A 5,314-nucleotide genomic window follows, 5' to 3' on the forward strand; every position below is an offset into this window, starting at 1 on the left:
GACGATCTTCGCGGAGGTGGTGGCGCGGGTGGGGGCGGCCGCGTTAGAGCTTGCGAAGTCCACTGAGGACCCTTTCGAGCAGCGTGACGTCGGGCTGGTTTCCGGATTCGCCGCCGGAAGCGGGCTGGTGGATGGCGACCAGGCCGGCCTCGGCCAGGTCGGCCACGAGGATCCGCGCCACTCCCAGGGGAAGGGAGAGCAGCGCCGAGACCTCGGCCACGGACTTCACCTCGGTGCACAGGGTGCAGATCCGCTGGTGCTCCGGCAGCAGGGTGGCCAGCCGCTGCGGATCCACGTCGGCGGAGACGAGCGCCTCCAGGGCGAGCTCGTACCGGGGCCGGGTCCGTCCGCCGGTCATCGCGAACGGGCGGATCAGCGGGCCGCTGTCCGGCTCGTCCTCGTAGTCGTCGTACCCGGCCCGGGAGGATCCGCCCTGCTGCTGTCCGGAGACCGGTCCGCGACCGCGGGGGTGACCGGACTGCTGCCCGCCCGCACCGCCCGGATAGCCGGCCGGAGGAGCGTCGTACGAAGGCTGCGGCTGGGAGTACTGGTCGTACTGCCCCGGCGGGTACGGCCGGCCGTACTCCGGCTGTCCGTAGGGCCCGCCGTGCTGCGGGCTCTGCTGCTGGCCGTGCTGCTGGCCGGGGAGCGGCTGGCCGTACTGCTGACCGTGGCCGACGGCGCCGGGTGTTCCGAAGGCGTCGTGGCCCGTGCCAGGGTACGGAACGCCGTACTGGCCGCTGCGGTCGTCGGGCGGTGTCACGGTTCCTCTCCTCACAAGGTGCGGCGGTGCGGTGCGAGCTCGGGCACGAGTCCTGAGCCAGTGGTGCGAAGGCCGTACAACGTCCGAACCCGAGCCCGCCGAAGCGGGCCCGGGACGGACGCGGAGGTGCTTCGAATACCTGGACGGTATCCGACGAACCGTCAGTGCAGGAGACTGCCCTGGAGTTCTGCGCGGAGTGCGGGGGTGAGGACGGCTCCGGCGCGGTCGACGAGGAGGGCCATCTCGTAGCCGACCAGGCCGATGTCGGAGTCGGGGGCGGCGAGGACGGCGAGGGCGGAGCCGTCGCTGACGGCCATGAGGAAGAGGAAGCCCCGCTCCATCTCGACCACGGTCTGGTTGACCTCGCCGCCCTCGAAGATCCGGCTGGCGCCGGTGGTGAGGGAGGTGAGGCCGGAGGCGACGGCGGCGAGCTGGTCGGCGCGGTCGCGGGGGAAACCCTCGGACATGCACAGCAGGAGGCCGTCCGCGGAGACCACCACCGTGTGCGACACCCCAGGGGTGTTGTCCACGAAATTGGTGATCAGCCAGTTCAGGTTCTGTGCGGCCTGGCTCATCTGACTCAACTCAACGCTCCTGGTGGTTCGAGCCGCCGAAGAGATCGGTGCTGCGATTCTGCTGTCCGTTGCCGGACGGGTCTACCTGATCGGGGTCGATCCGGAAGCTTCCGGTACTGCCCGCGCTGCGGCCCTGCTCGACGCCGCGGCGCAGGTTGGTGAGTCGGCCGCGGACCTCCTCGGGCGTGCGGGACACCTGCGGGCCGTCCTGCGGGGTGGGCTTGGCGTTGCCCGGCACCAGGTTCTGCTTCGGCACCCGCCGGGGCAGGCCGGACTGGGTGGTGCCGCTGGTGGAGGGCTCACGGAGCTTCTCCGCCCGCTGCCAGTCGCCGTCGTTGGGCGACTGCCAGGTCTGGCCGCCGGCCGCTGTCGGGCCGGTGGGCCCGTAGCCGCCGAGGGCGGACACGTCGTGGCTGCCGCGGGGCTCGACCGGGGCGGCCGAGGTGTCCTTGGCGCCGGCGAACCAGTTGGGGGCGTCGCCGCCCTCCTGCGGGCCGGACGGGAACCCGCCACCGGCCAGCTGCTGGCCGGGGCGGCGCTGCGGAAGCCCGGACGCCAGGGTGGCGGAGCCGTTGTCGGCGGCCGGGAGGGCCGGCTGCTCCGGGGCGTACGGGTGGCCCGCCGGGGCCTCGTCGGCCCGGTTGCCGTAGGTCTCCTCGGCGTAGCCGTCCTGCTGGTAGCCGGCGTCCTGGCCGTATCCGTCCTGCTGGTAGCCGTCCTGCTGGCCGTACTGGTCGTAGCCCTGCTGCGGGTACTGGCCGTACGCGTCCTGCTGGTAGTCGTCCTGCTGGTAGCCGGCGTCCTGGCCGTACTCGTCCTGGCCGTAGCCGTCCTGCCGGCCGTACTGGTCGTCGGCGTAGCCGGACTGCTCGTAGCCCTGCTGCGGGTACTGCGCGTCCTGGCCGTAGCCCTCGTCGTTGCGACGGCCGTACGCCGGGTAGTCGCCCTCGACCTCGGCGTCCAGTACCGGCCGGTCGCCCTCGCCGGACTCCAGCGCGGCGCGGCGGACCTGGTCCAGGCGCTGCGAGCGCTGGACGGCCTCCAGGGCCGGGCTGAAGCCGCCGGCCCCGGCGCCGTTGTGGCCGGTGAGGTGGTCGTCGAAACCGAGCTCGGCGGCACTGCGGGCCTGGCTCCGGTCGGGCGCCCACTCGGCGGCCGGCTCCTGCTCGGCGAAGATCCGGGAGACGGTGAACTGCTCCTCGGGCTCCGGCGCCGCGGCCATCTGGGTCAGGAACGGCGGCAGCATGACCAGCGAGGTGGTGCCCGCGGACTCGCCGGAGGGGCGGAGCTGGACGCGGACGTCGTGCCGCTGGGACAGCCGGCCGACCACGAACAGGCCCATCCGGCGGGAAATCGTGGCGTCCACCGTGGGCGGCTCGGCCAGCTTCTCGTTGATCTCCGCGAAGTCCTCGGCGGTGAGGCCGATGCCCTTGTCGTGGATCTCGACCAGCACCCGGCCGTCGGGCAGGCGGGTCGCGTTGACCAGCACCCGGGTCTGCGGGCTGGAGAAGGTGGTGGCGTTCTCCAGCAGCTCGGCGAGCAGGTGGACGAGGTCGGTCACGGCGGCGCCGACGACCTCGGCCTCGGGGATGCCGGAGAGCTCGACGCGCTCGTACTGCTCCACCTCGGAGGCGGCGGCGCGCAGGACGTCGACCAGCGGGACCGGGGTGTTCCAGCGGCGGCCGGCCTCCTCGCCAGCGAGGACGAGCAGGTTCTCACCGTTGCGGCGCATACGGGTCGCGAGGTGGTCCAGCTTGAAGAGGTTCTCCAGCTGGTCCGGGTCGGCCTCGTTGTTCTCCAGGTCCGTGATCAGCGCCAGCTGGCGCTGGATGAGGCTCTGGCTGCGGCGCGACAGGTTGGTGAAGATCGCGTTGACGTTGCCTCGCAGCAGGGCCTGCTCGGCGGCGAGCGCGACCGCCTGCCGGTGGACCTGGTCGAAGGCCCGGGCGACCTCGCCGATCTCGTCCTTGCCGTACAGCGGGATCGGGGTGACGTTGGTGTCCACCCGCTCCGGGTCGGTCTTGGAGAGCTTCTCGACCAGGTCGGGCAGGCGGTGGTCGGCGATGTCGAGCGCGGCGCTGCGCAGGGTGCGCATGCCGAGGATCATCGAGCGGGCCACGTAACCGGTGAGCACACCGGCGAGGACCAGCGCGACGATGACGATCAGCGAGTTGAGGATGGCGTCGAAGCGCGCGTTGTCCCGGAGGTTGGCGGCGTCGTCGAGCACGTCGTCCAGCAGCACCACCTCGGTGGCGCGGAGGCTGGCGATGTGGGTGTTGGCGGCCTGGTTCCAGTTCTCCGGCGTCAGGCCGGACTCCTTGGCGTCCTTGTACGCCCGGTCTGCGGCCTCGCGGCCCTGCGACTGCCCGTTGGCGGCGGCCTGGGTGTACGCGGCGCCGATGTTGAGCAGGCCGCCCATGGTGGGGGCGCTGCCGTTGGGCATCCGGTACGCGGTCCGCTCGTCCGCGGTGGCCTGGGCGACCTGGGCGTCGGCGTACTTCTTGGCGTCCTCGGGCGCGCTGCCGGTGTTGAACTCGGAGAGCGCGGTCTGCTCCAGGCGCTGGGCGACCAGCAGCTGCTGGATGAGGTCGACGTTCTCGTAGCGCGTGGTCTTCTGGGCGGCGATGCCGACCAGGAGCTGCAGCATGAGCGCGCGCTGGGTCGAGGCGGACGCCTTGGCCAGCGACATCGCGTAGATCGAGCGGCCCTTGCTGGTGAGGTTGCTGGAGCCGAGGCCGACCGAGTTGTCGTAGGCGAGCAGCGGGGCGAACATCACCGAGTAGGCGCTGACGGTCGCGGAGGCGAACAGGGTGTCGCTGTAGGCGGTGGCGCGCAGCTGCGGCAGGAAGACCACCATCTGCTGGAACGCGTCGTGGCGCCGGGGGAGCTCGCCGGACTTGTCGCTCGCCTCGTAGGCCGCGTTGTACGACTTGAGGGCGGCGTCGGTGGTCGAGCGCGCCTTGGTGACGTCGTTGTTCGGGTCCTGCTTGGTGATCAGGGGTATGAGCGTCTTGTCGCGCTCGCTCTCCAGTGCCTCGGAGAGCTCGGTGGCGGCCTTGGCGAGGGCCGCGGTGCGCTGGGCGCGGTCGGCCTTGACGAAGCCGTCGATCGAGGTGTTGACGCGCAGGCCGCCGAAGACCAGGGCGATGATGACCGGGATCAGCAGAATCGCGATCAGACGGGCCGGGACGCGCCAGTTGCGCGGGCGCACGAAGTCGTACCGGCTGCTCTTCGGTCCGGCGCCGTCCGTGCCCTGACCACTGCCGGAACCGCTGCCGGACCCGAGGCCGGGGGCGCCCGTGGGGCGGTCCTTCCCGGGGCCGGGCTGCTGCGATGCCGGGGCGGCCGGGGGCCGCTCCTCGGTCGGGGTGAACGCCGAGAACCCGCCCGGTTCCGGTGTCGTGCCGTTCGGCTCGCTCTGGCGGGGCTCGGAGCGCCGCTGCGGGGCGACCTGCTGCTTACGCCTCACTCGACAACTACCTCTCGGCCGACAGGCGGCCATGGATCAATCCAGCGCTACCCCCGGTGGCCGCGCGTTCCGGGGAGCGGAGCGACGGCCGTACGGGATCCAGGGGTAGCTGGAATTTCAGCACGTGCAGGGATGGGGGACAAACAGCCCCTGGTGGGCGCTGTGTGCGGTGCAATTTAGGACATTCGCCGACATGTTGGAGCAAAACTGTGGTCTTCTGGCGCTGAGTGACGCTGATTCGCTACAAACAGTCATTGTTGATCACGAAATGCCTACCGAACTGTTATCCGCTGCTTATGCGAGGGTCTTGCGCGGGGCGCCCGGACGACACCTCCCCGCAAGCGAACGTGCCCCGGCACCCCGTCACGCCGACGGGGTGCCGGGGCCGCCGACCTGGGACTCCGATCAGCGGAGCCGGGCGAGGAGGGCGTGTTCGACGAGGGTGATGAGGGCGCTCTTGGCGCTGTCGCGGCGTCGGGCGTCGAGGGTGATGACGGGGGTTTCGGT

Annotated in this window: 3 protein-coding genes and 1 pseudogene; all 4 read right to left on the reverse strand. The window is 71.5% G+C overall.

The genetic code is table 11. From position 1 onward, the window contains the following. Positions 1–43 precede the first annotated feature (43 nt). On the reverse strand, positions 44–763 hold the full coding sequence (locus ACIQ9P_RS39290; protein WP_402367334.1) for a DUF742 domain-containing protein: 720 nt from the start codon (positions 761–763) through the stop codon (positions 44–46). A 161-nt stretch (positions 764–924) separates the two neighbouring features. Then, on the reverse strand, positions 925–1,338 hold the full coding sequence (locus ACIQ9P_RS39295) for a roadblock/LC7 domain-containing protein (RefSeq protein ID WP_043468791.1): 414 nt from the start codon (positions 1,336–1,338) through the stop codon (positions 925–927). A 10-nt stretch (positions 1,339–1,348) separates the two neighbouring features. Next, the gene (locus ACIQ9P_RS39300; RefSeq protein ID WP_402367337.1) at positions 1,349–4,807 is read right to left on the reverse strand and encodes a nitrate- and nitrite sensing domain-containing protein; all 3,459 of its coding nucleotides are present in this window, start codon (positions 4,805–4,807) and stop codon (positions 1,349–1,351) included. A 405-nt stretch (positions 4,808–5,212) separates the two neighbouring features. Next, positions 5,213–5,314, reverse strand: a pseudogene (locus tag ACIQ9P_RS39305) (ATP-binding protein); the annotation flags it as partial.

Source organism: Kitasatospora sp. NPDC094019, from assembly GCF_044764505.1.
Classification (GTDB): domain Bacteria; phylum Actinomycetota; class Actinomycetes; order Streptomycetales; family Streptomycetaceae; genus Kitasatospora.